Genomic DNA, 26,514 nt, shown 5'->3' with positions numbered 1-26,514 from the left:
ACCATGGCACTCTCCCCGCTGAACCAACGTCGTTGGAATACCTTCCGCCGCAACAAACGCGCCTATTGGTCCCTGTGGATTTTTGCGGTGCTTTTTGGCCTGTCGCTCTTTGCTGAGTTCCTGGCCAATGACAAACCCATCCTGGTGAGCTATCGCGGCGAGATCTACACGCCGATCTTTAAGTTCTACCCCGAAACCAGTTTTGGCGGTGATTTCAAAACTGAGGCGAGCTATCGCGATTCTGAGGTGGAATGCCTGATCCAATCCGGCGGGGTTGAGGACTGCTTTGACGAGCCGGAGGCGGTCATCACGGAGATCGCGGCCGGCAGCTACGCGGCTGAAGGGTTCTACAAGGGCTGGACGATTTGGCCGCTTATTCCCTATTCCTACAAAACCAATGTGGACCGCCCAGGGGCTGCGCCACTGCCACCCAATGGGCAGAACCTTCTGGGCACAGATGACGCCAAACGTGATGTGCTGGCGCGGGTCATTCATGGCTTTCGGTTGTCGATTGTCTTTACCCTGATGGTGACGGGCGCGGCCACGGTGATTGGTATTCTTGCCGGTGCGGTGCAGGGCTATTTTGGTGGCTGGCTGGATCTGGTGTTTCAGCGGGTGATCGAGGTCTGGGGCTCGGTGAATTCGCTTTATGTCATCATCATCATGTTTGCCATCTTAGGCCGCAGTTTCTGGCTCTTGGTGGGGCTGATGATCCTGTTCAGCTGGACCTCGCTGGTGGGCGTGGTGCGGGCGGAATTCCTGCGGGCGCGCAATCTGGAATATGTCCGCGCGGCCAAGGCCCTGGGAGTGGGCAATATGACCATCATGCTGCGCCACATGCTGCCCAATGCCATGGTGGCGACCCTGACCATGCTGCCCTTTATCATCACCGGCACCATTGGCGGCTTGGCGAGCCTGGACTTTCTCGGCTTTGGCCTGCCGTCCTCGGCGCCCTCATTGGGGGAGCTGACATTGCAGGCAAAACAAAACCTTGAGGCGCCCTGGTTGGCCTTCACCGCCTTTGTCACCTTCGCCCTGATGCTGTCGCTGCTGATTTTTATCTTTGAAGGTATCCGCGACGCCTTTGATCCAAGAAAGACCTTTTCATGAGTGCCGTACTAGAGGTCCGCGATCTGCGTGTGTCGTTCCGTCAGGATGGCAAGATCACCGAAGCCGTTAAAGGTGTCTCGTTTTCGGTTGCACGTGGTGAGACCGTGGCCTTGGTGGGCGAGTCCGGTTCTGGCAAATCCGTCTCGGCACTGTCCACCGTGTCACTGCTGGGCGACAGCGCCATCGTGGAGGGCTCGGTTACCTATGACGGGGTTGAAATGGTCGGCGCTTCGGAAAAGCACCTGATGCAGGTGCGTGGCAATGACATCAGCTTTATCTTTCAGGAGCCGATGACCTCGCTCAACCCGCTGCACACCATCGAAAAGCAGCTGGCGGAATCGCTGGCGCTGCATCAGGGATTGCAGGGGCAGGCGGCGCGGGGGCGCATTTTGGAACTGATGCAGAAGGTTGGCATTCGCGACGCCGAAAGCCGCCTGAGCGCCTACCCCCATGAGCTGTCTGGTGGTCAGCGCCAGCGGGTGATGATCGCCATGGCCCTGGCCAATAAGCCAGAGGTGTTGATTGCGGATGAACCCACAACGGCGCTGGATGTGACCATCCAGGCGCAGATTCTCGAGCTGCTGGCAGAGCTGAAGAAATCTGAGGGTATGGGGCTGTTGTTCATCACCCATGATCTGAACGTGGTGCGCCGCATCGCTGATCGGGTCTGCGTGATGAAGGGCGGCGAGATTGTCGAGGAAGGCCCGGCAGCGGCGGTTTTTGATAATCCGCAACATGCCTATACGCAAAAACTGCTGGCGGCAGAGCCTTCTGGCATCCCGGAGCCAGTGGCGGCTGAGGCGCCGGAGATGATCCGAACCCGGGATTTGAAAGTCTGGTTTCCGATCCAGAAGGGGCTGTTGAAACGCACCGTAGGCCATGTAAAGGCGGTCAATCCGACCTCGATTTCCGTGCGGGCAGGCGAAACTCTGGGCATTGTCGGCGAAAGCGGCTCTGGCAAGACGACCATGGCGCTGGCGATCATGCGGTTGATTGCATCTGAGGGCGAAGTGCGGTTTTGCGGCGACGATCTGCGGCAATGGTCCACGGGGGAGCTGCGCAGCCTGCGCAAGGATATGCAGATCGTGTTTCAGGATCCCTTTGGCTCGCTCAGCCCGCGGATGACCTGCGCCCAGATCATTGCCGAAGGGCTGGCCATTCACCGGGTCGACCAGCACCGCGCCCCGCGCGATCTGGTGGCGGAGGTGATGGTCGAGGTCGGTCTGGACCCGGCGACGATGGATCGCTACCCGCATGAGTTCTCCGGTGGTCAGCGTCAGCGCATCGCCATTGCCCGGGCCATGGTGCTGCGGCCCAAACTGGTGGTGCTGGATGAGCCGACCTCGGCGCTGGATATGACGGTGCAGGTGCAGATCGTCGAGCTGCTGCGGGATCTGCAAAAGCGCTATGGGCTGGCCTATCTGTTCATCAGCCATGACCTGAATGTGGTGCGGGCGATGTCGCATCAGGTGGTGGTGATGAAACAGGGCGATATCGTAGAGGCCGGCGCCGCCGAGGCGCTGTTTGAACACCCAAAAGAGGCCTACACCCGCGAGCTGCTGGCCGCCGCCCGATAGGCCACAAAGGGGGGGGCTCCCGCCCGCTTAGCATTTGCCAAAGGCAAAGGCACACCCTTGGGGGTGGCGCCGCTGTCGCGGCGCTGCAGCTCTATCTGGACAGGGGAGGATCTCAGGCCGAGGAGGCCCGCGTGTCTGGCGCTGTGATAGGGAGGCTGTCGGCGCCTGCGGCCTCATAGGTGTCGAAATGGCGTGCAACAACCCGGGTTATGGCGCGGGCGCTTTCTGTCACGACAGCGCCATTTGAGGTTTGCACCAGAATACCGGGAAAGGCAGCACAGGCCTGGCTGACCAGGGTGTCAAACCGTGCTTTCTGATCCGGGAAATGGTGCAGGATTTGGTCGCTGGGAATCGAAAACCCGCAGAGCAGCGCCTTGATGATATGCTCGCGCAGCTGGTCTTCGCCCTCAAAGGCATGGCCGCGCGCGGCGGCAAAACACCCGCCTTTGCTCCCGCCCTGGACAGTAGCCATGTATCGCGCGGTACTGGGGGCGTTTTGCGCATACCCCTGGGGGAAGCGCGAAATGGCCGAGGCGCCGAGGCCGATCAGAACCTCTGCCGGATCGTCGCTATAGCCTTGGAATCCCCGTTTGAGGCTCTGATTCGCGCGGGCAGCACACAGGCTGTCGCCGGGCCGGGCAAAACTGTCGAGACCGATCTGCTGGTAGCCCTGTTGCAGGCAGATGGCCCTGGCGGCGCTGAACAGCTCCAGACGGTCCTCTGGTTTGGGCAGGGTTTCCGACGGGATCATCGTCTGGCGGCGGACCATCGCGGGCAGATGTTTGTAGCCATAAAGCGCCACCCGGTCCGGTGTCAGCGACAGCAATTGGCGGGTACTGTGACGGATCTGGGCAAGCGTCTGGTGCGGCAGGCCAAAAAGAAGATCTGTGCTCAGATCCTGCACACCGCCCTGGCGCAGCATAGCAACCACCTGAGCGACCCTGTCAAAGGTTAAACTGCGGCCAATGGCCTGCTGAGTTGTGTCGTCGAACCCCTGCACTCCAATCGAGGCGCGCGTGAGACCAGCGTCAATCAAGGCCTGGCAACGGGCTTGGTCGAATTCATTTGGATCGATCTCAACCGAGAACTCTGCGCCGGCAGCGAGCGGTGCCATATCCAGCAGTGCAGCAGCGAGATCGCGAATCATGTCTGGGGGTAAAATGGTCGGCGTGCCGCCGCCCCAATGGATCCGCGCCAGGGAGACATCTTTTGGCAAATGGGATTTGAGTAGCGAAATTTCCTGTTTCAGCGCCGCAACATAGGCAACGATAGGGGCATCAGATCTGGTCCCCTGGGTGCGACACATGCAAAACCAGCAGAGGCTGCGGCAAAAGGGGACGTGCACATAAAGGGAGATCTGGCTTGCTGCTGGAATCTGCGCCAACCAGGATTGGAAATGCGCCGCCCCAATGTGCGGCGCAAAATGCGGCACCGTCGGGTAACTGGTATAGCGCGGCACTTTGGCATCGAATAAACCGAGCTTCGCCAATTGTGATTTCTGACACATATCATTATCCTAGCCAGTATTCGCACGAACGAACTTTGACCTGGATCAAACGGGACTGCCCATGAACGCCCCAACCATTTCCCATATCAGCTGCGCTGATTGTCCCATCCGCCACCGTGCTGTTTGCGCGCGCTGCGAGTCTGACGAGCTGGAGGCGTTGGATGCCATTAAATACTATCGCAGCTATGAAGCGGGGCAGCCAATTATCTGGTCCGGCGATGTGATGAACTTTGTCGGGTCTGTGGTTTCGGGTATCGCGACGCTGACGCAGACGATGGAGGATGGCCGCACGCAGATGGTTGGCCTGTTGTTGCCAAGCGATTTTGTCGGTCGCCCGGGGCGCGATGGCGCGGCCTATAATGTGGTTGCGACCACCGATATGGTGATGTGCTGTTTCCGCAAAAAGCCCTTTGAAGAGCTGATGGCGCAAACGCCGCATATTGCCCACCGCCTGCTGGAGATGACCTTGGATGAACTGGATGCCGCCCGCGAGTGGATGTTGGTTCTGGGGCGCAAGACCGCGCGGGAAAAAATTGCCAGCCTGCTGACCATCATTGCCCGGCGCGATGCCTCGCTGACGCCGCGTGGGGCGGTCAATTCCATGACCTTTGATCTGCCACTCACCCGCGAAGCCATGGCGGATTATCTTGGCCTCACACTGGAGACCGTCAGCCGCCAGATGTCGGCGTTGAAACGGGACGGGGTGATTTCGCTGGAGGGTAAGCGCCGGGTATCCGTGCCTGATATGGGGCGGCTGTTCGAAGAAGCGGGCGACGACAGCGACGGCGGATTTATGAGCTAGGGCGCTGATAAGCCGTGGAACTATAGAAATTTTACCGCGGTTCATGTCAGTAGTTGAGAGGGTTTAGGCTGGGTGTGGCAGCGCTTTTCCTGCCTGTGTCAGCCATCTGAACACCTGATGACTGGCGGAGCCAGCGCTGCGCCCAGGCATGCTCCACAGCCTCAGCGCCCGTGCAAGGGTGGCCTTTTGTCCAAAGGGCGCCACCAGTTGCCCCCTGGCCAGATAGGGGGCCAAAAGCGTCTCATGGCCGATCAAGACCCCGGCTCCGTTGAGCGCCTCTTCCACCGCCAGGGCATAGAGCGAATAGACCGGGCCGCGCGGCGCGATATGGTGCGGCAGGGCGGCCTGGGACAGCCAATGCTCCCAGTCCTCTTCCCAACTGGTGTCATAGAGACAGGGGACAGTCAGCAGATCCAACGGGGATTCCAGCCGCTCTGCCAGGGCAGGGGCGCAGACGGGAAAGATGACATCCTCTGCCAGGACCGTGCCGTCGGTATCAGAAAAAAACAGGCAGAGATCATAGGAGGTCCGCTTGAGGTTTGGCGGCTGCTCCAGTGCGGTGATGGAGATTTCGGTGCCGGGCATTTCTGCGCGCAGGCGCGGCAGCCGCGGCGATAGCCAGAACTGGGCGATGGCTGGCAGGGTTGCGATATGGACCACCCGAGGCGCCGCCGCATCGCGCATCCGTTGCACGGCCTCCCCCAGCTGATCAAAGGCCTGACCAAAAGCTGGCAGCGATTGGGCACCAAGCGGTGTTAGCACCACGCCCTTTGCGGTGCGTTGAAACAGCGGCGCGCCAAGCTCTGCCTCCAGTGATTTGATCTGGGCGGAGATGGCACCAGGTGTCACGCCCAGCTCAGTGGCCGCTGCTGAAAACCCGCCCAAGCGGGCGGCGGCCTCAAACGCGCGCAGGGCGGTCATGGCAAAGGATTTTGGACGGGGGGGCGAAACGGCCATTGTTAGACTCACTTTTTCTAACCCTAGATTTTCAGAAAACTGATTTGCGCGCAAGCTTGGCCCGGGATCAACTGGACCAAAGTTGCGGTCGAAGATCGGCCCTAAGCCAAGCCCTATAGGAGTTCTACCATGCCCCATCTTGCCAGCCGCCCCTGGGTGCCTGCCTCTTGCGAAACCCGGGTTCAGACGATTGCTGCGGCGACAGCTGACATGGCTCCGGCAGCGGCAGCCGATCGGATTGAGGCGCTGATACAGCGCAACAGCGCGATCCACGACGAGGAGTGTTTCAACCTAAACCCGGCGACCAATGTGATGAACCCGGCCGCCGAGGCGGTGCTGGCACGCGGGCTGGGCAGTCGCCCGTCGCTGGGCTATCCGGGCGACAAATACGAAATGGGACTGGAGGCCATCGAGGAAATAGAGGTCATGGCCGCCGAGCTGGCGGCGCAGGTCTTTGGCGCCAAATATGCCGAGATCCGGGTGGCGTCTGGCGCGCTGGCCAATCTCTATGGGTTCATGGCGCTGACCAAACCCGGCGATAGCATCATCGCGCCGCCTGCTGCGATTGGGGGCCATGTGACCCATCATGCGGATGGCTGCGCCGGGCTCTATGGTTTGATTTCTCACCCGGCGCCGGTCAATGCCGATGGCTATACGGTGGATCTGGAGGCCCTGCGGGTCCTGGCGCTGCGGGAGCGTCCCAAACTGATCACCATCGGTGGCAGTCTCAACCTCTTTGCCCATCCGGTACGTGAGATTCGCGCCATTGCGGATGAGGTCGGGGCCAAGGTGCTGTTTGATGCGGCGCATCAATGCGGCATCATCGCCGGGCAGGCCTGGGCGAATCCGCTGAGCGAGGGGGCGCATGTGATGACCATGAGCACCTACAAGAGCCTTGGCGGTCCGGCGGGGGGATTGATTGTCAGCAATGACGCCGAGATCGCCGAACGCCTGGATGCCATTGCCTTTCCCGGTATGACGGCCAATTTTGACGCGGCAAAATCCGCCTCTTTGGCGCTGAGCCTGCTGGACTGGGTCGACCACGGTCCGGCCTATGCGCAGGCGATGATCACCCTGGCGCAGGCGCTGGCCGATGAACTGGAAGCGCTGGGGATGCCGGTGTTTAAGCCAAAGGGGGCCGCAGGCGGGCTGGCGACAAGCTCGCATCAATTTGCCATCGAGGCGGCGTGGTTTGGCGGTGGCCAAGCGGCATCCAAGAAACTGCGCCGGGCCGGGTTTCTGGCCTGCGGCATTGGCCTGCCGATTGATCCGGTGGAGGGCGATATGAACGGGCTGCGCATTGGCACACCTGAGCTGGTGCGCCGGGGCGTCACCCCTGCGGAGGCTGCTGAGCTGGCCAGATTGATCGCCGCCGGGCTGACCAGCAATGATCCCGAAAGGGTGGCGCAAGAAACCGCCCAGATGCGGGCGCGGTTCCAGGGCCTGCAGTACGTCCGCAACTGAGGCGGAAACAGATCTTTTTGGTCGGCTGTTTGCCAATCGGTCAAATAAGAAACCCCGCCCGGCTGGTTGCAGCTGGGCGGGGTAAACTTTCAGGATCAAGCTGGATCAGCCCAAGCTGCGATCAGTGGGCCAGGAAGATTGGCACGGTTGCATTTTCCAGCATGTTGCGGGTCGCTCCGCCCAGGATCGCCTCGCGGAAGCGGGAATGCCCATAGGCCCCCATCACGATCATGCCGGCATCTGTATCGGCGGCATGGCGGATCAGGATGTCAGAGACCCGCGGCATGGTTTTGCTGAGCACATCAATCTCACATTTGCCCCCTTGGCGGGCCAGCATCTGCGCCAGCATACCACCGGGGTCCGAGCGCTCTGGCCCGTGCTGCGGCGGGTCGATCACCACAATGCGCACCAGGTCGGCGCCAATGAGAAGCGGCATGGCCTTGCGAATGGAGGTCATCGCCTCGATGCTTTCGTTCCAGGCGACCAGGACGGTTTTGGGCTGGCCGACGGGCTTGGCATCATCTGGAACAACCAGAACCGGCGTGCGGCCCTCAAAAAGCGCGGCCTCGACCACTGGTTCGGCTTCGACACCTTTGCCCTTGCCATAGGGCTGGCCCAGAACCACCAGATCAGAAAACCGTGCCAGTCGCGCCACGTGACGTCCCATGTCGGCAATTTGCGCAATACCTGCATCGGTTGAAAACTGGACGCCGGCTTTTTTCAGGTACTCATCTGCATAAGACTGCAGCGCAGTGGCGTCTTCCTTGGCGCGGGTCATGGTTTCTTGCAGAACCATGGCGTTTGCGCCGGCATAATAATACCCGGTCTGGGTGCGATCAACGCCCAGGCACAGAACATCGGTATGGCCGTCAAAGGATCCGGCCATTGAGGCTGCCTGTGACAAAGGAGTTTCGGCCGTGTCCTGCGAGGTCAGGACCGTGAGAATGGTCTTGTAAGTCATGTTTCACCTCATGTGGTAAAAAGAATTCAGAGCTCTAACAAGAACGCCTGTTAGTGTAGCCGCACTCTGCTTGGTCTGTCACAGTTGTTTGGTATGTGTCTTGATGCAGATCAATGCGCTCGGAGCGCATGTTTTGCATCTAGTTCGAGGAATAAATGGGTTTTTCGCGACGCTAAGAATCGCGGGGGACATGGTGAAGGGACGCAATATGTCTAATTATATCAAGCTGATAGCGCTTGGTTTGGTCACGCTTTTTGCGATGATCGGGACCAATTATGCGCGGGATCTGGCTTACCAGGTGCATGCGATAATCGTCATGCTCGTTGCTGGTGGTCTTTTTCTATACACGCTGCGCCGTACAGGCGAGGCAAAGCCGGCTGCTGGCAGCCTGCAAAATGAATATTTTGACAGCGTTGTGCGCGCTGGCGTGGTTGCCACAGCCTTTTGGGGTGTTGTGGGGTTTCTCGTCGGGACGTTCATCGCTTTTCAGCTGGCCTTTCCAGCGCTGAACTTTGAGTGGGCCCAGGGTTTTGCCAATTTTGGCCGCCTGCGTCCGCTGCATACCTCGGCGGTGATTTTTGCCTTTGGCGGCAACGCTTTGATTGCGACCTCTTTCTATGTGGTACAGCGCACCAGCGCCGCCCGCCTCTGGGGCGGCAACCTCGCCTGGTTCGTGTTCTGGGGCTACCAGCTGTTTATCGTTCTGGCGGCAACCGGCTACCTGTTTGGCAGCACTCAGTCGAAAGAATACGCAGAGCCCGAATGGCATGTTGACCTGTGGTTGACCATTGTCTGGGTGGCCTATCTGGCGGTCTTCCTCGGCACCGTGATCAAACGCAAAGAGCCGCATATCTATGTCGCCAACTGGTTCTACCTGGCCTTTATCGTTACCGTTGCGATGCTGCACCTGGTCAACAACATGACCATTCCTGTGTCCATCTGGGGATCCAAATCGGTCATCGTCTGGTCCGGTGTGCAGGATGCCATGGTGCAGTGGTGGTATGGCCACAATGCCGTGGGCTTCTTCCTGACGGCGGGCTTCCTCGGCATGATGTACTACTTTGTGCCAAAGCAGGCCGAACGTCCGGTGTTCAGCTATAAACTGTCGATCATCCACTTCTGGGCGCTGATCTTCCTCTATATCTGGGCTGGCCCTCACCACCTGCATTACACCGCTCTGCCGGACTGGGCTTCGACCCTTGGCATGGTGTTCTCGATCGTGCTGTGGATGCCGTCCTGGGGTGGTATGATCAACGGTCTGATGACGCTGTCTGGCGCCTGGGACAAGCTGCGGACCGACCCGGTTATCCGGATGATGGTTATCTCGATCGGCTTTTACGGCATGTCGACCTTTGAAGGCCCGATGATGTCGATCCGCGCGGTGAACTCGCTGAGCCACTACACTGACTGGACCATTGGTCACGTGCACTCTGGTGCGCTGGGCTGGAACGGGATGATCACCTTTGGTGCGCTCTACTTCCTGGTTCCGGTTCTGTGGAAGCGCGAGCGTCTCTATAGCCTCAGCCTGGTGTCCTGGCACTTCTGGCTCGCCACTATCGGCATCATTCTTTATGCCGCGTCGATGTGGGTGACCGGGATCATGGAAGGCCTGATGTGGCGCGAAGTTGACGCCAATGGCTTCTTGGTGAACTCCTTTGCCGATACCGTGGCAGCGAAGTTCCCGATGTATGTGGTACGTGGTCTGGGTGGCGTTATGTTCCTCTCCGGTGCGCTTGTCATGTGCTACAACCTGTGGATGACCGTCCGTAAAGCTCCGGCCAAAGAGTCGAGCCTTACTGTCGCGGTTCCGGCTGAATAAGGAGGGAATGGCAAATGGCAATTCTCGACAAACATAAAATCCTCGAGACCAATGCGACCCTGTTGCTGATCTGCAGTTTCCTGGTTGTGTCTATTGGTGGCTTGGTTCAGATCGCTCCTCTGTTCTGGCTGGAAAACACCATCGAGAAGGTGGAGGGCATGCGCCCTTACACCCCTCTCGAACTGGCGGGCCGTGAAGTCTACATTCGTGAAGGCTGCTACGTCTGTCACAGCCAGATGATCCGCCCGATGCGCGATGAGGTCGAACGCTATGGCCACTACTCGCTGGCGGCAGAATCGATGTACGATCATCCGTTCCAGTGGGGGTCCAAGCGTACCGGGCCTGACCTGGCCCGTGTGGGTGGCCGCTATTCGAACGAATGGCACGTCGACCACCTGCGTGACCCGCAGTCTGTGGTGCCGGAATCAGTGATGCCGAAATATGGCTTCCTTGAGCGCAAGATGATCGATGGCAAATACATCGGTGACGTCATGGCGGTGAACGCTATGCTTGGCACGCCCTACTCAGAGGACATGCTGGCAAGTGCCCAGGCTGACTTTAAGGCCCAGGCAGACCCTGACAGCGACTATGACGGGCTGCTGGAACGCTATGGTGAAAGTGTCAGCGTCAGTAACTTTGACGGTCAACCCGGTGTTTCCGAGGCCGACGCGCTGATCTCTTATCTGCAAATGATGGGTACGCTGGTTGATTTCTCGACCTTCACACCCGACGCAAACCGCTAAGGAGAGGAACAGATGGAAATCTATACGCTCCTGCGCGAATTTGCAGACAGCTGGATGTTGTTGTTTCTGTTCGTGTTTTTCATGGCTATTGTTGCTTGGGCCTTTCGGCCCGGCAGCTCCAAGGTCTATGAAGACACAGCCAGCATTCCCTTTCGCCACGTAGACGCCCCTGCCCCGGTTGAGGGCGAGGCGACACCCGCCGCAGACAAGGAGGCGAGGACATGAGCAAACCCGTCAAAAAGTACGACGACGACCCAAACACCACTGGCCACTCTTGGGATGGGATCGAAGAATTCGATAACCCGATGCCCCGTTGGTGGCTCTGGACCCTCTATGCCACCATCGTCTGGGCGATTGGCTACACCATCATGTATCCGGCCTGGCCCATGGTGAACTCTGCCACTGCAGGGATCCTCGGGTGGTCAACACGGGGTGATGTGGCAAATGAGATCGCAGCGGTTGAAGAAGCCAACGCGCCAATGAATGCCAAACTGGAAGCCGCCGAGCTGACAGCAATTGCCGGCGATGCCGAGCTTGGATCTTACGCTGTGTCTTCGGGCTCTGCTGTATTCAAGACCTGGTGTGCACAGTGCCATGGCTCTGGTGCCGCTGGCGCGAAAGGCTATCCCAACCTGCTGGACGATGACTGGCTCTGGGGCGGTTCCGTCGAAGACATCCATATGACGATCTCCCACGGTATCCGTAACGAGGACAGCGACGATGCGCGCTACTCCGAGATGCCTGCCTTTGGTCGTGACGAACTGCTGGAAAAAGAAGAGATCGACCAGGTTGTAAACTATGTCATGTCTTTGTCCGGTGACGCAGAGGATGCCACCAAAGTGGAGGCCGGTGCTGTGGTCTATGAAGACAACTGTGCCGCCTGCCACATGGACGACGGCACTGGTGATCGCAGCCAGGGGGCGCCAAACCTTGCGGATGCAATCTGGCTGTATGGTGGAGACTACGCCGCCATCAGCGAGACCGTTAACAATGCCCGTTACGGTGTGATGCCGGCCTGGAACACCCGCCTCACCGAGGCGCAGATCCGTGCGGTTGCGTCTTATGTGCACCAATTGGGCGGCGGCGAATAAGCCACCTTTTGTTTCGCACCTCAAAACAAAGGGCTGCCCCATCGGGGTGGCCCTTTTTTTGTTCAGGTCATTGGCATTAGTATTGGCACGGGCGCAGGCACGGGAACCGGACCCAATCGGATGTCAGATCAGCCCCTATGTCAGCCCAATTTTCTTGACCTGCTGCGGTCATTTCTTTGCCAGTTTGATTAGGGTCAAGGTGTGCCGGGCCAAAGGCTGCTTCAATACCCAAAGACAGAGATAAGCTGGCAGATCCTTTTACGTTCTTTGGGGGAAGAGGATCTGGGCCAGCACAGAATTCCCGCTGCCTGACGTGCTAGGTCGTGGGGATTGGGCGTCGGATTTTCGATCTGTTCGCGCGTTTCCTGGAAAACCAACGCCCATAAGTCTCTGCTGGTTTGTCCCAGAAATTTACATCTAGCCGCTGCGCTTTGGCGTTTTGCTACAGGTTTTGCAGATCGACGCAGCGCAGGGGCTGTCGCGCCCGGCGGGCTTTTGTGGCCCGCAGTTGGAACAGGCGCAGCATCTTGGCAAACCAACCTGGGGTGGCGTTTTTATCGGGTCCAGCGGCGGTGACTGTGGCTGGCGGGATGTCACGAACCAGCACACAGGGCTGGCGGGCTGCGGTCATCATGGAGCGGGCGTAGATATTGATCAGCATGTTGAAATCTCCTGTGCTGGTGTTTCTGCCTTTGACTGTCGCTGCAAAGGGCGCAAGATGCGACTCAGGAAAAATTCAATTATGTAAGTCAGGATTACATATGGACTGGCTCTCCCTGCCCCCTCTTGCCGCCTTGCGGGCCTTTTCTGCCTATGCGGAACATGGAAATCTTGCCAAAGCAGGGGCGGCTTTGAATGTCAGCCATGCTGCCATCAGCCAGCAGCTGCGCAGCCTGGAGGACTACCTGGGCACGCCGTTGCTGGACCGCAGTGGCCGGGCGCTGGAGCTGACCGAGGACGGCAAGCATCTGGCGCAGGCGGTGCTGTTGGGGTTTGGGGCGATCCAGTCGGCGGTGCAGGATCTGAACGCCCAGGGTGCGGCGCGTCCCTTACATATCAGCTGCACACCGATGTTTGCCGCCAACTGGCTGATGCCGCGTCTGGCAGAGTTTCGCATGCAGCACCCGGAAATTGACCTGGTGATTGATCCGCGCGGCGAAGTTGTCGCGCTGCAGCCCGGCGGCGTCGATATTGCCTTGCGCTACGGAGACGGCAACTGGGCCGGGCTGGAGGTTGAGATCCTGTTGTGTTCACCCATGGTGGTGGTGGCAAATCCCAGTCTTTTGCAGGATCGTTCCGTACAGGCGCCCGAGGATCTTTTGGATCTGCCCTGGCTCGAAGAGCTGGGCACCACAGAGGCGGCGCATTGGCTGCGCTCACGTGGGGTGGCTGAGGTTATTCGCGGCGCCAGTCTGAAATTGCCCGGCAACCTTTTGATGCAGGCGGTCCGCGAGGGGCAGGGGGTCGCGGTGAGCGTGCGGGACTTTGTCAGCGAAGATCTGGAGGCCGGGCGTCTGGTCGAGCTGTTCACCGGCAGCGAGGGGCGTGGCTATCACATCGTCACCCGCCCCGGCGTGCAGCGTGTGCAGGCGCGGCGGTTTGTCTCCTGGCTGCGACGACACCGAAAAGCCAAAGATCTAGAACGTGATAGATAAAGATGCTTGTGCAATGCTCTTTTTGATCCACGTCAAAGAGCGAGACGTAGAGATTTGAAAGAACCAAGCTAGAGAGACACAAATTCAGTGGAGTGAGTCCGTGAGTGATTCCGATCCCGCCCCCAGCCTTTACGCCGCCAGGGAACCCGTTTTTCCACGGCGCGTATCGGGCGTATTCCGCAACCTGAAATGGTACATTTTGGCGATCACTTTGGGGATTTACTACATAACTCCCTGGATCCGCTGGGATCGCGGCCCATCGCTGCCGGATCAGGCGGTTCTGCTGGATCTGGCCAATCGGCGGTTCTACTTCTTCTGGATCGAAATCTGGCCCCATGAGTTCTACTTTGTTGCCGGTCTCTTGATCATGGCGGGCCTGGGGCTGTTCCTGTTCACCTCTGCTTTGGGGCGGGTCTGGTGCGGCTATGCCTGCCCGCAGACGGTCTGGACCGATCTGTTTATTCTGGTGGAGCGATGGATCGAGGGCGATCGCAACGCCCGTCTGCGCCTGCACCGGCAAAAGAAGATGGATTTCCGCAAAGCCCGCTTGCGGCTGACCAAATGGACCGTGTGGATGTTGATTGGTCTGGCCACCGGTGGTGCCTGGGTGTTCTATTTTGCCGATGCGCCAACGCTGTTGGTGGATCTGGTCACTGGTCAGGCTCACCCCATTGCCTATACCACGATGCTGGTGCTGACTGCGACGACCTTCTTCTTTGGCGGTATTGCCCGCGAACAGATCTGTATCTACGCCTGTCCCTGGCCCCGTATTCAGGCCGCGATGATGGACGAAGACACCCTGGTGGTGGGATACCGCGACTGGCGCGGTGAGCCGCGCGGCAAGCTGCATAAGAAAAAGGGCCAGGCTGAGGTCGCTGATCCGCCAGCAGGCGACTGCATCGACTGTATGGCCTGCGTCAATGTTTGCCCTGTGGGGATTGATATCCGCGATGGCCAGCAGCTGGAATGCATCACCTGCGCGCTCTGTATTGATGCCTGCGATGATGTGATGGACAAGATCGGCAAGCCACGTGGTCTGATCGACTATATGGCGCTGTCGGATGAGGCCCATGAACGCGCCGGCCAGCCGCCAAAAAACATCTGGAAACACATCCTGCGTCCGCGCACCATCATGTATACCTCGATGTGGGGATTTGTGGGCCTGGCGCTGGTTTTTGCCCTGTTCATCCGATCTGATATCGATCTGACCGTGGCGCCGGTGCGTAACCCCACTTTTGTCACCCTGTCGGATGGCTCTGTGCGCAACACCTATGATGTGCGTCTGCGCAACAAACATGGGGAGCCACGCCCGTTCAAACTGTCGCTCAAAGGCGATCCGGCGATGCGGGTGCAGCTTGAGGGCACGCCCTATGCCTCGGTTGAGGTTCCGGCCGATACCGCCTATCTTCAAAGGGTCTATATCGTGACACCCAAAGACGCTGCGGCTTCGGAGGCGGAATCGACGCCGGTTCGTATCTGGGTCGAAGATCTCACCAATGGTGAGCGGGCCTATAAAGACACCACCTTTAACGGAAAAGGAAACTGATCATGGCAAAGGGCACGCGGGAATTTACCGGTCGTCATATGCTGATGGTCCTGTGCGGCGCATTTGGGGTGATCATCAGCGTCAACCTGGCGCTGGCCTATAATGCGGTCAAAACCTTCCCCGGCCTGGAGGTAAAGAACTCCTATGTGGCCAGCCAGGAATTCGACCTGCGCCGTGATGCGCAGCAGTCGCTTGGCTGGTCGGTCTATGCCTCAGCCCAGGAAAACCAGGTCACGCTGGAGATTTCTGACGCCGAGGGAAACCCTGTTGAGGTGGCAAAGCTGCGCGCGATACTGGGCCGGGCGACCCATGTGAAGGATGATCAGAAGCCAGAGTTCAAATTCAACGGGACCGCCTATGTGGCCCCGGCTGATCTGGGGCCGGGCAACTGGAACATCCGCATGGTGGCACGAGCCAAAAATGGCGTTGAGTTCACCCAGCGGGTGATCCTGCACGTAAGAGGCTAGACCAGATATGACTGCCCAGATGCGCCCTGCCATGGCCGTATGCCCCGGCTGCGTTGCCGCCCAAAGCGAGGCGGTGGACACCGCCCCAACAGAGGCGCGTCTGGCGCTGTCGCTGCCGACAATCCACTGTCAGGCCTGTATTTCCAAGGTCGAGCGCGGGTTGAACGCCCATCCCGGCATTCATTCGGCGCGGGTCAATCTGACGCTGAAACGCGCCCTGATCGAAGCCGACCCTGAGGTGCGCGCAGATGATCTGATCCCGGTGCTCGAAGGTCTGGGATTTGAGGCGCATGAGCTGGATCTGGCGACGCTTGCCGCCACCCAAAGCGACCGGGCCGGGCGGGATCTGCTGATGCGGCTGGCGGTTGCCGGCTTTGCCTCGATGAATGTGATGCTCTTGTCGATCTCGGTCTGGTCCGGGGCATCGGATGCAACCCGCGATATGTTCCACTGGATCTCGGCGGCGATTGCCTTTCCGGCGGTGATCTTTGCTGGCAAGCCCTTCTTTATCAACGCCTGGAGCGCCCTGCGGGTGGGGCGGCTCAACATGGATGTGCCGATTGTTCTGGCACTGGCGCTGGCGCTGATTACCTCCCTGTGGGAGACCAGCCTGTCGGGGGAGCATGCCTATTTTGACGCGGCTCTGACGCTGACCTTCTTTTTGCTGGCCGGGCGCTATCTGGACTATCGCACCCGTGCCGTGGCGCGATCTGCCGCCGAAGAGCTCGCCGCGCTTGAAGTGCCCCGTGCCATCCGCATGGAGGAAGGCGACAGGGAGGTTGAGGTTGCGGTCTCGGAGCTTGCCATTGGCGATCTTATCCTGGTGCGCCCTGGGGGGCGGATGCCCGTTGATGGGGTCATCGCCACCGGCCAGTCCGAACTGGACCGCTCGCTGCTTACGGGTGAAACCCTGCCGGTCTTTGCCGAGCCGGGCACCCAGGTTTCTGCAGGGGAGGTCAATCTGACCGGCCCGCTGGTGGTCCGCGCCGAAGCGGTGGGCGAAGATACCTCGCTGCACCGGATGGCGGATCTGGTTGCCATCGCTGAATCTGGTCGCTCGCGCTATACCTCGCTGGCCGATAGTGCCGCCAAGCTCTATGCCCCTGGTGTGCATATCCTCTCGGCCTTGGCCTTTATTGGCTGGTATCTCTACACCTATGATCTGCGCATGGCGCTGAATATTGCCGCTGCGGTGCTGATCATCACCTGCCCCTGTGCGCTGGGTCTTGCGGTGCCCGCAGTGACCACCGCTGCCTCGGGGCGGTTGTTCAAGAAGGGCATGTTGATCAAACACTCCACCGCGCTGGAGCGTCTGGCCGGGGTGGATACCGTGGTGTTTGACAAGACCGGCACCCTGACGGCGGGCACGCCGCAGCTGGAAAACCTCGACGCCTTTAGCCGCGCCGAGCTGGCAATTGCCCTGGCCCTGGCCGAGGGGTCATCGCACCCCCTGTCACGGTCCCTGACCGCTGCGGCCCGTGCTGCGGGCATTGCTCCTGCTGAGGTCACAGAGCTGCAGGAACGCCCCGGATTTGGCACCGAAGGCGAGTATCAGGGCCGCACAGTGCGCCTGGGGCGCGCCGCCTGGCTGGGCGCCGATCAGGGCAGCCAAACGGCGGCCTGGCTGGACACCGGCGACGGCACGGCCCCGCGGGGTTTTTTGTTCCACGACGCCCTGCGCCCCGGTGCAGCAGAGGCCGTGGCGCAGCTGCATGCAGCGGGCAAAGAGGTGCTGCTGATCTCTGGCGATACCACCGCTGCGGTGGAGGATCTGGCCCATCGTCTGGGCATCCAGAAATGGCTGGCCGAGGCGCTGCCGCAGGACAAAGCCGCGCGGGTCCAGGCCCTGTCTGATCAGGGCCGCAAGGTGCTGATGGTGGGCGACGGGCTGAATGACACCGCAGCGCTGACGGCGGCGCATGTCTCTATCTCGCCGGCCTCTGCCTTGGATGCCGCCCGCGTGGCCTCTGACATTGTGCTGCTGGGGCAGGATCTGGAACCCATCGCCGAGGCCTGTGTGGTGGCCAGCAAGGCGACCAAACGCATCCGCGAAAACTTCCGCATAGCCACACTCTACAATGTGATCGCGGTGCCCCTGGCCATTGCTGGTTTTGCCACCCCCTTGATCGCGGCGCTGGCGATGTCTAGTTCTTCCATTACCGTATCCCTAAATGCGCTACGCCTGAAATAACCCGCGCCGCGCCCGACAAAAGTGTCCTTGCCATGAGCGTCCTTGCCTATCTCATCCCCATTTCGCTGCTGCTGGGTGGCGGCGCTTTGGCGGCGTTTGTCTACACGGTGCGCTCAAACCAATATGACGACCCCGAAGGCGACTCGCGCCGTATCCTCAGCGAAGAATGGGACGATCATCCCAAACCCTGAGCACTGTTCTGAGACAAAGACACCTGGCGGCAAAACCGCTGGGACGGCCCAAGGGTTCCTATGCTGGACAAACTGCGGTCTGTGAGACGGGTAACAACGACGGCTTCCAACCCTGGCACAAGTGTTGGGCCTGGGCAGCTAAACACTTGTGCCAGAGCGAAGGTCTTGCGGATCGCTCACTTTAAAGCCGACCCAAACTGCTGCGGCGATGTTGCTTCTCGCTCGAGGGGGGGCCAAGCGCAGAAAGCTCCGTTTGGCAAAGGTCGAGGCCGCGCGGCGCGATTTTCGGCAGATCCGTCCCATACTTGTCATTCACCTTCGGCGCACGGAGGTTTTCCTTTTTGACATCAAACTGTTGCAGCCCGCCCTTCATTGGGCGTGCGTTCTGAATCCCGCGCCCCTTAAGGACGCCGTGTGCATTTCGAATCCATTGCATCCAATGCTAAAAATCTTACGCTGATCGTTGCAGTACGTGGTCCCATAGTCTGGATTTAGCGCGTTCTGTGGATGAAATTGATTTTTGAGTGCGTTATTTGGAGGTAGAAAAATTGCTGCTCGACGACAATGAAACGCGTACCCGCCTGAGGGAATTGGTGTTTTTTAGCAAGGTTCCCGTTTTACTGGTTACGCTCATTCTTTCTTTAGGGTGCTTTTCAATGGTGCGCGCCCAAGAGCTGGGAGAAACTGCGCAAGTCGTGACTGAACAATTGAATCTCCGCAGCGGGCCGAGCACATCCAACCCCGTAATCCATAAGATGCATCAGGGGACACTGGTAAAAATCTTGGCGCGCCGGGAAGGTTGGGCCAGGCTTTCACTGGCTGACAACCCATCGATCACTGGTTGGGCAAGTGCCCGTTACCTCGAGGCGTCTTCCGCGACATTTTCCGCGGGCGCAAATGACTATTTCGCAGAGTTCATTACACGCTATGGCACCCCGAGGGAGCAGGGCTACCTCCCAGAGCTTGACACCCACTTTGCCTTTTTCTGCGCCAATGGGTTCGGCCTTGCGCTCTTTCGCGAGACGGACGAAGGGGGGGTCGGCTGGACGTCGGACGATTGGTGCGTTCGCGATGTGCTCGCGAAAGACATCGACGGTGACGGCCAGTACGAAATTGTCTATTTTTCCGGCGGAGGAGGCACCGGTTCCTTTGGCATAAAAGAGCGCCATCTCTATTGGCCACCCGGTGTCGCGGAGCCGGCGCGCGGTTACGACTACTTAACCTTGTCGCAAAGTCAGGGAATGGTCCCTGATGAGGACGTCGGTGCCCAATGGGAAGAGCATCGCGAAATGCGGTATGGGCAGAAATGCCGCGATAGCGTCTATACGCCGGATTGGCCTGCCGATGCTCTGTCGCGCCCCGTGGTGATCTGTGAACTCTCTGAGCAAAAAACGATTGAGCTGATAGCCTATGGTGGAGGCGGCAACCTCCACGGCAACGCAAACATCGAGGAGTTTGTCAAAGTAAATGCAGCGCGGGGGTTTGAGCTCGTGGGTGCAGGAACGCCCGATGTCCTAATAGCGCTGTCCCGAGAGCACCTTGAGCGCGCATCTACAGCTCAAGGCGAGGCGCTGGAGAACCTGTCCTTGCAGAGCCTTGACGCGGTGGACACCGGCGAGAGGCAGGAGCTGAGTAAAGAGCGCCAGGCGATGATCGCGGAGTGGCTGAAGTGATCAGGATTCTGGCCGCCGCTCTTTTCCTCATCCTTTCGAGCCCAGCTTTCTCCGCAGCTGTCGTGGAGGAAGCGATTGATGGCAACGCCCGCTTGGATGGCGATCGGGACACTACCGAGGGGGCTACGCTCAGTTTCGATTGGAAGGCGGAGATCCGACTTGGGCTGCTCATGGGAGAGCCTGTAGTTTCTGTGCGTTTTATTTGGGCGGATCCGATCGGAATAGTGACCCTACCGCAATTGACGCCAAGCGGGCGGTCCTATCGTCCCGTGCATTTGACGCAGCTCCCGGTGGATCTGCGCCAACATCCGCGGCTGCTCGATGTGAAACTTAGAATGACGTTCAGCGACGGGGTAAGCCTGCTTGATCACGTTGCCGATGTGGGAGTGACCGGGCCTCCCGGCCGATGGTCGTTTAACGTGCCGGGCAGTCCGGATTGGGAGCGGCTTTTTCGGGTTCACGGCCAGGATGCTTTTGTTTCAGAAAACACTGCAAAAACAGCGGTCAAAAATGGGCTGAGTCTGGTTTCTGTCGTGTTAGAGGACGCGACGATCAGCCTGTATCACTTGCACGAAGACTATGTCCGGCTCTACGGCGCACGCGAGGAGTATCGCGTGCTCGGGACTGCCTACAAGCGTGTACTTGATGGTTTGCAGCGGAGCTACGGCGTCGATGCGAGCGGAATCTCTGGTGGCTGGACGGACGCCTATTTTGTGGCCGAGAACTCCGGGTCGATCGATAGTTCCAAAGTATGGGAAGAGCGAGTACGCAAACTTGAACAGGTTTTGATAAAGCTATCCAGTTTGCCCGAAGAGCTTCGCGCTGGTGATAATCACGGCCCCTATGAACAGGCTGTCGCTGATGCCGATTTGATCCAGAGGGCGGCAGGGCCGGCAGTGCGTGGCTACCGAGCCGAGGGGACAAATCCGGACAGCCAGCCGCAGGGGCGCGAGCCCATGTTCGATGGCGCATACAGACTGGCCCTGCTGCGCGGCGAGCATTGGATTGTTGACAGTGACAGTGGCGATGCGATCCGAATGCTCTCGACGGATTCCGAAATCCTTGTTGCCGGTCTGATACTGTACCGGGAGTCCTTGTCGAACACACCTTGTCGCGGTGGCAACATCGCGTTTGCGCTGCATGATCCCGTTTCGGAAGCCGAAGTATCCCATCTGGACATTTCATGTTTTCTGGAAGGGCGCACCGCTTCGGTCAAAGAGGTGGCGACACCAGACGAGGTTTACCCGCGCATAGTGCTGACGCTTCCTACACGGGAACCACGTAAATTTACCAAGACGGTTACCTGTCGACATTGCGGTCGCAGTTCCACCAGGACCGGGAAACTGACCGAATACTATCACGCCGATGTCACGGTTGGGCCGGATCTCGGCGTTACCATGGGGAAAGAGATCTCGGATGTTCCTGGGCGCATTTGCCCAGCCCTCGTGTTGTGCCGAAACTAGTATCCTCAGGACCATTCGGGCTCTAACTGGGCACTGTTAAACACTCAAAAGGCCCCTCTTTGGAGGGGCCTTTTGTTTGCGACCTGATACGAGAGGTAAGCCCATGGTCGCTTGGATAGGGGGCCTTAGGACGAGGGGCCTAGCGTGTCGCAGGCAACATTGCGGGCGCTCAAGCGGCGGCAGGCGAGGTCGGCCTGTTCTTTGGTCATGCCGAGGAAATTGGCGTCATAGCCCAGACGTGATTTTGCCACCTTGCGCAGGGTGCCGTTCAGGGTCTCCATTTCGGAGAGGGCAGTACGCAGCAGGACTTTTTCCGCCTGATAGGCACTGGTGTAGCGCCCGACATTGATACCCCAATATCTGCCGCCCGAGGTCGAGAGCCGGGTCACCACCACGGGCTGTTCGGGGCTGGGCGCCGCCGCATTGGCCAGTTTGATCGGGCGCGCCATGGGCCGCAGCCCGGTAAAGGGTCGGGCTTGCACTCTGACGGGGGCGGAGGACTGCGCGACGGCGGCGGTTACAGTTGCAGCCCCTGCGGTCTGTTCTGATGTGCTGGGAACCGGTCCGGTAGAGGCTGGCAGTACCTTGGCCTCTGCAATGGCTGCGGTGATGCTGGCCTGCAGAATATCGGGATCAATCCCGGTGCCGGTCTCCGCAGGGGAAGTATCCGCCTGTGCTTCGGCGGCCTGTGCTGCGGCGGCCTGGGTCTCGGCGGTCTGCGCTTCGGTTGTCTCGGCTTGCGTGGCGGTGGCAATCTGCACCGCTTCGGCGATGACGTCCGGGTCGACAATTGGGCCGGGGCGGGCCAGGGGGCGAAGGCTGGTTTTTACCAGGCCAGTGACGCGGACCGTCTTACCGGCGCCGCCGTTGCCTGCAACCTGGGTTGTGGCGCCAATGCCGCGATTGCCAACATATGCGGGGCGTCCCGGCGCCTGAACGCGGGCCCGGGAGGGGGCGCGACGAAAACCGAGATCCAGCAGTTCGGCAACCTTGGCATTGCGCGAGGTGGAGGATTTACCGCCAAAAACGGTTGCGATGATGCGCTCATTGCCCCGTTTGGCCGAGGCGACCAGGTTGGAGCCCGCAGCACGGGTATAGCCGGTCTTGATGCCGTCGGCACCTTTGTAGGAGGCCAGCAGGCGTCGGTTTGTATTGGGAACGGTTTTGACGCCCGCATCAATCGATCTGCGCGCAAACAGGTGATAATACTCGGGGTAGTCATACAGGATATGGCGACCCAGGGTTGTCATGTCGCGGGCGGTGGACAAATGCCCCGCCTCGGTCAGCCCATGGGCGTTTTTGAATGTTGTGCGTGTCATGCCGAGCGCTTTGGCGGTGCGGGTCATGCGGCGGGCAAAGGCGGCTTCGGATCCGGAAATGGCCTCCCCAATGGCGGTGGCGGCATCATTGGCGGATTTTACAGCGGAAGCGCGAATCAGATAGCGAAAGGCAATACGCTGTCCGGTTTTTAACCCCAGTTTTGAGGGCGGTTCGGAAGAGGCGTTTCTGCTGATGAGCACCTTTTGATCCAGCGAGATCTCGCCGTTTCGGACCGCTTCAAAGGCAATATAGAGGGTCATCATCTTGGTCAGAGAGGCGGGATGCAGCCGGGCATCGGCATTGCGCGAATGCAGTACTTCGCCGGTGCGCGCGTCTACAACCACGGCGGCATAGGCCGCCGCCTGTACCTGGGTCGGGGGAATCAGCACCACCCCAAGAGAGAGAAGAACACCCATGATCCACGGCACAGTCCGGGCCAACGCCCGCTGCCCGCGAACCAGGTGGTTAAACCTGATCTGCACGATATCTGCCATTTTTGCCTCTTGCCGCCGGTTTTCCGGCTGACGATTTTGCCTGCTATGCAGAAAGCTTAGCATATTAGATGGCCGGAAGAAACCTTGGCGATTGGCGGGTGAGCAGAGCTGAGAAAGGACTTTCCCTAGATTTAGTTGCCCGGCGGCGGGTTTCGGCTAAATCGGGATTGTCTTAAAGAAGTGTAAACAGAAACGCAGGCTTAAATCCTGTCAGACCCCGGCATGGCAAAGTGCGATTCGCCTTCTGTGCGACCTCTGGGCAACAGGTGCTGAGTTTGTTTGCGCAGGTCAGCGGGATTTTTTCTGTGTTGGCGAGGCAGAGATCAGAGATACCCCAACCAGCGCCGCTGTGCTCCCCTAGGCTTTGAGACTGCGGGTGACGTAATGGGGCGTAGAGTAATGCAGCCCAAAGGAGAACTCGCAGGGGCGGGGCAGCATAGCGCTGACCGCCTGTTCCAGGGCGCTGAGCAGAGCGGCTGAAAATGCAGCATCGCGGTGTGGTTTCACCAGCAGTGAGACGCTGACGGTGACATGGCTGTGGTGGAATTCATCTGTGGGGTAGGCGCGCCCCTTGCAGGCACCGGCACCGCCGTCGTGACGCAGGATGATGGTCTCGATCTCAGCCAGAATCGCAGCGCTGTCGAGCTGCAGGTCACTTGAGTATTTGATCTCTGCATGTGGCATCGGCTGTCTGCTCCTGTTGGTCTTTTGCTGTGGCGTCTGCTGCGGGCTTACAATGCTGGGCGGTCTTTCTCAATCCGCGACACCAGCTGTGGCAGCTGGCTGAGATCCGCGATGGCGTTATAGCGGGGGCTGTGGTCCGGGGGCTCTGCATGTTCCAGCTCCCAGATCTCGCCGTGGGGTACATAGGTTCCCCAGCCACCTGCGGTGATCGGCGGCACCACATCCGAGCGCATGGAGTTGCCAACCATCATGGCGCGCGCGATGCCGTCGCCGTGGCGGTTGAAAATCTCCCGGTACACCTCAGGGGTCTTTTCCGACACGATTTCAACCGCGTCAAACAAATCGCCCAGACCGGACTGCGCCAGTTTGCGCTCCTGATCCAGCAAATCGCCCTTGGTGATCAGCACCACCCGGTGGTTTGCTGCCAGTTGCGTCACTGCCTCCTGGGCATGGGGCAGCAGGTCAATGGGATAGGAGAGCATCATCTGCCCCGCCACGATCAGCTCTTGGATGACGGCAGCAGGCACCTGTTGATCGGTCACCTCGATGGCGGTTTCGATCATCGACAGGGTAAAGCCTTTGACCCCGTAACCATAGCGCCCAAGGTTGCGTTTCTCCGCCGCTAGCAAGCGTCGCTCCAGCGCCGGGCGGTCCAGATCGGGCGGGGTGTGATCCTGCAGCAGTTCAGCAAAACGGTCCTGGGTGACCCGGAAAAACCGCTCGTTGTGCCAAAGCGTGTCGTCGGCATCCAGGCCAATCGTCGTGATGGTCATCTGTGTCCCTTTTGTCCGGCAGGGTTTTCTTGGGCGCGTCGCACGCTATATACTGTGCAGTGAACCGAATCTGCCAGTCAGGGCGCATCGAAGCATATGCACGTCTTTCCAACCATGACAGACAATGATGATGATGACCGCCCCGACAACGGGGATCCCGGCGTTGCCACCAAGACGCGGACCCGCACCCAGCGGCCACCGATGTACAAGGTTCTGCTGCTCAATGACGATTTCACACCGATGGAATTCGTTGTGCATGTTCTGGAGCGGTTCTTTGGCCTGAACCATGCCCAGGCGTTCGAGATCATGTTGACCGTGCACAAGAAGGGCCTGGCCGTGGTCGGCGTATTCAGCCATGAGATCGCGGAAACGAAGGTGGCGCAGGTGATGGATTTCGCGCGCCGCCATCAGCATCCTTTGCAATGCACCCTGGAAAAGGAGTAGGCGCGCCCGCGCCCGCTGTATGAGCATGTCGCATTCCGACCCGGCCCCGCGCGCCCTGCGGCTGGAGCTTTTGCTTGATGCCGGGCTGACCCTGCCCGACGCGGGTGCGATCGGCGTCTTTCACCCGCGCGCGGGTGAATCGCTTACCCCCCTGCCGCGCGACCGTGTGCAGGTCATCACACCGCACGCACCCGATCATGCCGCGTTTCAGGCCCAGGGGTTTTCCTGCACCGTCGCGCCGCAGGGCCGGTTTTCCGCCGCCATCGTCTGCCTGCCCCGCAGCCGCGCCGAGGGCCGGGATCTGATCGCCATGGCCGCCCGCCTGACGAATGGACCGGTCATCATCGACGGCCAGAAAACCGACGGCGCCGATGCCACGTTGCGCGAACTGAAGTCGCGGGTCAGGCTGAGCGCCACTCTGGCCAAGGGCCACGGCAAGGCCGCGTGGTTCCCGGCCGGCGAAGCCGCTGGCGCGAAGTTCGAGGATTGGCGCGTCAGCCCGGCGCAGATCATCGACGACAGGGGCCACGCGTTTCAAACCCTTCCGGGTGTCTTTTCGTCGGATGGGATCGATCAGGCCTCGGCCCTGCTGGCTCGCGCCCTGCCCGCCGGTTTGAAGGGCGTCGGCGCCGACCTGGGCGCGGGCTGGGGGTATCTTTCGTGGCACATGCTGAAGCGGGCCGCCGGGGTCTCCACCCTGCATCTGATCGACTCCGACAGCCGGGCGCTGGACAGCGCACGGGTCAACGTCACGGACCCGCGCGCGCGGTTTCATTGGGCGGATGCCACCACGCCCCTGCCCCGCCTGGCGCTTGATTTCGTGATCATGAACCCGCCCTTTCATCAGGGCCGCGATGCGCGTCCACAATTGGGGACGGCGTTCATTCGCGCGGCGGCGGCGATGCTCAGACCCTCGGGTCAGTTGTGGATGGTCGCCAACCGCCATCTGCCCTATGAGCCGACACTGGCGGCCTGCTTTCGCAGCCATGTCGAATTGCCGGGGCTGCCCGGTTTCAAACTGTTCCACGCCGAAGGCCCGTTGCGCACGCACACCGCTGCGCGAACGGCTCCGACCCACCCGGCCAAACGAACGAGGCGACGCGCATGAGTTTCTCGATCTCGGGCAAGACAGCGATCATCACCGGTGCCGCGGCCGGCATCGGCTATGCCATCGCGCAGCATTTTCTGGACAAGGGCGCCAATGTGGTGTTCGCCGACCTGTCCGAAAAGCGCCTGAAGTCGGAATGCGACCATCTGGCCGAGCATGAGAACGCACGGCTCTTTGTTGGCGACCTGCGCGAAAAACTGAACATTGCCAACCTGTTATCCGCGACCCTGGACGCGTTCGACCGGGTGGATATCCTGATCAACGCGGCCCGCATGTTCACCACGACGGATCCGCTGGACCCAAATGACACCAGCGTCGAAAATGCGCTCAGCCAGAACCTGAATGTTGCGCTCAGGCTCAGCCAGGCGGTTGCTCGGCGGATGATCGTTCAGGCCGAAAACGACCCGGAAAAATCAACCGATGCCGGCACCATTGTCAATCTCAGCTCGCTGGCCGCAAACCGCACACAGCCCG

The 26,514-nt window shown here is 59.9% G+C and carries 25 protein-coding genes; 18 read left to right on the top strand and 7 right to left on the bottom strand.

Annotated elements, in window-relative coordinates; genetic code table 11:
- The first annotated feature begins 3 nt into the window (after positions 1-3).
- Together QZ268_RS11930 and QZ268_RS11925 are read left to right on the top strand one after the other, a co-directional pair.
- Complete coding sequence (locus QZ268_RS11930; protein ID WP_295452758.1) at positions 4-1,110, top strand: ABC transporter permease; 1,107 nt, start codon at positions 4-6, stop codon at positions 1,108-1,110.
- Positions 1,107-2,687: an ABC transporter ATP-binding protein gene (locus QZ268_RS11925; protein WP_295452755.1), complete on the top strand. Its 1,581-nt coding sequence runs from the start codon at positions 1,107-1,109 to the stop codon at positions 2,685-2,687. The genes QZ268_RS11930 and QZ268_RS11925 overlap by 4 nt, the downstream gene beginning before the upstream one ends.
- Before the next feature lie 112 nt (positions 2,688-2,799).
- Here the strand turns inward: QZ268_RS11925 and QZ268_RS11920 are convergent, their stop codons facing one another.
- A complete protein-coding gene (locus tag QZ268_RS11920; protein WP_295452752.1) occupies positions 2,800-4,194 on the bottom strand; it encodes a radical SAM protein in 1,395 nt (464 codons plus the stop codon).
- Between the two features lie 61 nt (positions 4,195-4,255).
- Between QZ268_RS11920 and fnrL the strand changes: the two genes are divergently transcribed.
- On the top strand, positions 4,256-4,996 hold the full coding sequence (fnrL, locus tag QZ268_RS11915; protein WP_295452750.1) for a transcriptional regulator FnrL: 741 nt from the start codon (positions 4,256-4,258) through the stop codon (positions 4,994-4,996).
- Between the two features lie 63 nt (positions 4,997-5,059).
- On the opposite strand, the gene QZ268_RS11910 is transcribed toward fnrL, so the two are convergent.
- On the bottom strand, positions 5,060-5,953 hold the full coding sequence (locus tag QZ268_RS11910) for a LysR family transcriptional regulator (RefSeq protein WP_295452747.1): 894 nt from the start codon (positions 5,951-5,953) through the stop codon (positions 5,060-5,062).
- A gap of 129 nt (positions 5,954-6,082) precedes the next feature.
- Between QZ268_RS11910 and QZ268_RS11905 the strand changes: the two genes are divergently transcribed.
- The gene (locus QZ268_RS11905) at positions 6,083-7,417 is read left to right on the top strand and encodes an aminotransferase class I/II-fold pyridoxal phosphate-dependent enzyme (RefSeq protein WP_295452714.1); all 1,335 of its coding nucleotides are present in this window, start codon (positions 6,083-6,085) and stop codon (positions 7,415-7,417) included.
- Between the two features lie 121 nt (positions 7,418-7,538).
- Here QZ268_RS11905 and QZ268_RS11900 read toward each other — a convergent pair whose 3' ends face one another.
- Entirely contained in the window at positions 7,539-8,378 is an 840-nt protein-coding gene (locus QZ268_RS11900) for a universal stress protein (protein ID WP_295452711.1), read from the bottom strand.
- Positions 8,379-8,586: 208 nt separating this feature from the next.
- Here QZ268_RS11900 and ccoN point away from each other — a divergent pair, with 208 nt between their 5' ends.
- From ccoN to ccoP, 4 genes are read left to right on the top strand one after another with little or no spacing between them, the layout of a single operon-like run.
- Entirely contained in the window at positions 8,587-10,197 is a 1,611-nt protein-coding gene (gene ccoN / locus QZ268_RS11895; RefSeq protein WP_295452707.1) for a cytochrome-c oxidase, cbb3-type subunit I, read from the top strand.
- A 14-nt stretch (positions 10,198-10,211) separates the two neighbouring features.
- Positions 10,212-10,940 carry a cytochrome-c oxidase, cbb3-type subunit II gene (gene ccoO, locus QZ268_RS11890; RefSeq protein ID WP_295452704.1) on the top strand — a complete coding sequence of 243 codons (729 nt, stop codon included), beginning with the start codon at positions 10,212-10,214 and terminating at the stop codon, positions 10,938-10,940.
- 12 nt (positions 10,941-10,952) lie between these two features.
- Positions 10,953-11,165: a cbb3-type cytochrome c oxidase subunit 3 gene (locus QZ268_RS11885; protein WP_295452701.1), complete on the top strand. Its 213-nt coding sequence runs from the start codon at positions 10,953-10,955 to the stop codon at positions 11,163-11,165.
- Complete coding sequence (ccoP, locus tag QZ268_RS11880) at positions 11,162-12,031, top strand: cytochrome-c oxidase, cbb3-type subunit III (protein ID WP_295452698.1); 870 nt, start codon at positions 11,162-11,164, stop codon at positions 12,029-12,031. Before QZ268_RS11885 ends, ccoP begins: the two co-directional genes overlap by 4 nt.
- 442 nt (positions 12,032-12,473) lie before the next feature.
- Here ccoP and QZ268_RS11875 read toward each other — a convergent pair whose 3' ends face one another.
- Positions 12,474-12,692: a hypothetical protein gene (locus QZ268_RS11875; protein ID WP_295452696.1), complete on the bottom strand. Its 219-nt coding sequence runs from the start codon at positions 12,690-12,692 to the stop codon at positions 12,474-12,476.
- A 100-nt stretch (positions 12,693-12,792) separates the two neighbouring features.
- Here QZ268_RS11875 and QZ268_RS11870 point away from each other — a divergent pair, with 100 nt between their 5' ends.
- The 7 genes from QZ268_RS11870 to QZ268_RS11840 all read left to right on the top strand — a co-directional run bounded on the left by QZ268_RS11870 (position 12,793) and on the right by QZ268_RS11840 (position 21,217).
- Positions 12,793-13,686 (top strand): LysR family transcriptional regulator, encoded by an 894-nt coding sequence (locus QZ268_RS11870; protein WP_295452693.1) that lies wholly within the window; start codon positions 12,793-12,795, stop codon positions 13,684-13,686.
- A gap of 100 nt (positions 13,687-13,786) precedes the next feature.
- Entirely contained in the window at positions 13,787-15,232 is a 1,446-nt protein-coding gene (gene ccoG, locus QZ268_RS11865) for a cytochrome c oxidase accessory protein CcoG (RefSeq protein WP_295452691.1), read from the top strand.
- A gap of 2 nt (positions 15,233-15,234) precedes the next feature.
- Positions 15,235-15,699, top strand: a complete 465-nt coding sequence (locus tag QZ268_RS11860; RefSeq protein ID WP_295452689.1) for a FixH family protein — start codon at positions 15,235-15,237, stop codon at positions 15,697-15,699.
- A 7-nt stretch (positions 15,700-15,706) separates the two neighbouring features.
- On the top strand, positions 15,707-17,890 hold the full coding sequence (locus QZ268_RS11855) for a heavy metal translocating P-type ATPase (protein ID WP_295452686.1): 2,184 nt from the start codon (positions 15,707-15,709) through the stop codon (positions 17,888-17,890).
- A gap of 32 nt (positions 17,891-17,922) precedes the next feature.
- Entirely contained in the window at positions 17,923-18,081 is a 159-nt protein-coding gene (ccoS, locus tag QZ268_RS11850; RefSeq protein WP_009809750.1) for a cbb3-type cytochrome oxidase assembly protein CcoS, read from the top strand.
- 524 nt (positions 18,082-18,605) lie between these two features.
- Entirely contained in the window at positions 18,606-19,754 is a 1,149-nt protein-coding gene (locus tag QZ268_RS11845) for an SH3 domain-containing protein (protein ID WP_295452682.1), read from the top strand.
- Positions 19,742-21,217, top strand: a complete 1,476-nt coding sequence (locus QZ268_RS11840; RefSeq protein ID WP_295452680.1) for a hypothetical protein — start codon at positions 19,742-19,744, stop codon at positions 21,215-21,217. Before QZ268_RS11845 ends, QZ268_RS11840 begins: the two co-directional genes overlap by 13 nt.
- 125 nt (positions 21,218-21,342) lie before the next feature.
- Here QZ268_RS11840 and QZ268_RS11835 read toward each other — a convergent pair whose 3' ends face one another.
- The 3 genes from QZ268_RS11835 to QZ268_RS11825 form a co-directional block, all read right to left on the bottom strand.
- Entirely contained in the window at positions 21,343-23,031 is a 1,689-nt protein-coding gene (locus QZ268_RS11835) for a D-alanyl-D-alanine carboxypeptidase family protein (protein WP_295452677.1), read from the bottom strand.
- Between the two features lie 357 nt (positions 23,032-23,388).
- Entirely contained in the window at positions 23,389-23,715 is a 327-nt protein-coding gene (locus QZ268_RS11830; protein WP_295452675.1) for a hypothetical protein, read from the bottom strand.
- Positions 23,716-23,762: 47 nt separating this feature from the next.
- Positions 23,763-24,488 carry an HAD family hydrolase gene (locus tag QZ268_RS11825; RefSeq protein ID WP_295452672.1) on the bottom strand — a complete coding sequence of 242 codons (726 nt, stop codon included), beginning with the start codon at positions 24,486-24,488 and terminating at the stop codon, positions 23,763-23,765.
- A 114-nt stretch (positions 24,489-24,602) separates the two neighbouring features.
- Here QZ268_RS11825 and clpS point away from each other — a divergent pair, with 114 nt between their 5' ends.
- From clpS to QZ268_RS11810, 3 genes are all read left to right on the top strand, one after another.
- The gene (gene clpS / locus QZ268_RS11820) at positions 24,603-24,932 is read left to right on the top strand and encodes an ATP-dependent Clp protease adapter ClpS (protein WP_295452669.1); all 330 of its coding nucleotides are present in this window, start codon (positions 24,603-24,605) and stop codon (positions 24,930-24,932) included.
- A 25-nt stretch (positions 24,933-24,957) separates the two neighbouring features.
- On the top strand, positions 24,958-26,040 hold the full coding sequence (locus QZ268_RS11815) for a methyltransferase (RefSeq protein ID WP_295452667.1): 1,083 nt from the start codon (positions 24,958-24,960) through the stop codon (positions 26,038-26,040).
- Positions 26,037-26,514: SDR family oxidoreductase (locus QZ268_RS11810; protein ID WP_295452664.1), on the top strand; the 478-nt coding region annotated here is incomplete at its 3' end. The genes QZ268_RS11815 and QZ268_RS11810, both read left to right, overlap by 4 nt.

Origin of the sequence: uncultured Pseudophaeobacter sp. (genome assembly GCA_905479575.1) — a bacterium.
In the GTDB taxonomy this organism is placed as follows: domain Bacteria; phylum Pseudomonadota; class Alphaproteobacteria; order Rhodobacterales; family Rhodobacteraceae; genus Pseudophaeobacter.
This window is presented reverse-complemented; position numbering and strand designations above follow the sequence as displayed.